This window comes from Tateyamaria sp. syn59, assembly GCF_007995245.1.
In the GTDB taxonomy this organism is placed as follows: Bacteria; Pseudomonadota; Alphaproteobacteria; order Rhodobacterales; family Rhodobacteraceae; genus Tateyamaria.
Map to the genome: position 1 here is coordinate 1 of NZ_VCBA01000052.1, position 1,468 is coordinate 1,468.

Consider the following 1,468-nt stretch of genomic DNA (forward strand, 5'->3'; position numbering starts at 1 on the left):
CGGGATCTTTTTTGATGAATGTTGCGTCTGATTTTCTTCAAGCTGACCGTATTCTGCGCATTTCGACACCTCTGGGCGACGACGTTCTGTTGGCCGAGAAGCTGACGGTCAACGAACATGTCTCTGCGCTGTTTGAGATCACCGTGTCGGTGCGCTCCAAGCTGCCAGAGATCGCGCCTGACCAGCTTTTGGGCAAGCCCGTCGATGTGAGTGTCGAGCTGAGCCAGGAGCCGCCCGTGCGGCGCACCTGGAACGCTATTGTCACCGATCTGATTGCTGGCCCGCGAGCCAGCCGGGGGCTGCGGTCCTACCAGTTGGAGCTGCGGCCCGCGCTGTGGATGCTGGCGCAGAAAAGCGATTGCCGCATCTGGCTGGACACGTCCGCCACCGAGATCGCCGAGATCCTGTGCAGCGAGCATGGTCTGCCCACCCCCATCACCAGCGGCGTGGTCGATCCCGTGCCGGCGCAGCACTACTCGGTCCAGTGGAACGAGACGGATCTCGACTACCTGATGCGGCGGCTGCAGGAGGACGGGCTGTTCTTCTTCTGGGCGCATGAAGAGGGCGCGCATGAGTTGCACATCGCGTCGCATGCCGCAGGCTATCTGTCGGCGCTCGAAGATGATGGTGATGTGCGCTTTGCCCATGGCTCGACTGATCGCAACCACATTAACCGGTTCGAAACACGCTTCCGCTACATCCCCGGAAGCCACGCAGGGCGCGATTGGAACTTCACGACACCGGGCACCGTACCGGGGGCGGCCGCGCTCGGTCTGGTGACGCTTCCCAAGAACGGCGGCTACGAGCTTTATGAATATCCCGTGCAGGCAGGCTATGGCACGGGCACGCGGGCGTCCGAGGGGATCGACGACGCGGAGGTCGAGCGTGTCGCGAAACTGCGCATGCAGGCGCTTGAGGCGGAACACGCCCGGGTGGAGGGCGCGGGTGCCGTACGCACGCTCGCGCCTGGGCATCGGTTCACGCCCTATGATGTGGCGAACGCGGACAATGTGTTCGACCCGCATGTGGTCCTGTCGATTGTCCACGAGGTGGTGGACACGAGCTATGAGAGTGTCGAGAACCAGCCGGAATACGTGAACCGCTTTCTGGCGCTGCCGGCCGATGTGCCGGCCACGCCGCAGCGCACGACGCCGCATCCGCGCATCGACGGCACCCAGGTGGCGATTGTTGCGGGCCCCGAGGGCGAAGAGATCCACCCCGACGAATACGGCCGGATCAAGCTGTGGTTCCCCTGGGACCGGCGCGCAGCGAAGGACGGCTCGGACACGTGCTGGGTGCGTGTGGCGCAGAACTGGGCGGGCGCAGGCTGGGGCGGACAGGTGATCCCGCGCATCGGGATGGAGGTCATGGTCACGTATCTCGACGGCGACCCCGACCGCCCCGTCGTCACCGGCGTCGTGCCGAACTCAAGGCAGAAGGTGCCGTATGATCTGCCAAAGAATAAGAC

The 1,468-nt window shown here is 64.2% G+C and carries 1 protein-coding gene; it reads left to right on the forward strand.

Features of this window, described 5'->3' with window-relative positions; genetic code table 11:
• Positions 1 to 14 precede the first annotated feature (14 nt).
• On the forward strand, positions 15 to 1,468 hold a 1,454-nt coding region (locus FD715_RS22380; RefSeq protein WP_147115498.1), incomplete at its 3' end, for a type VI secretion system Vgr family protein.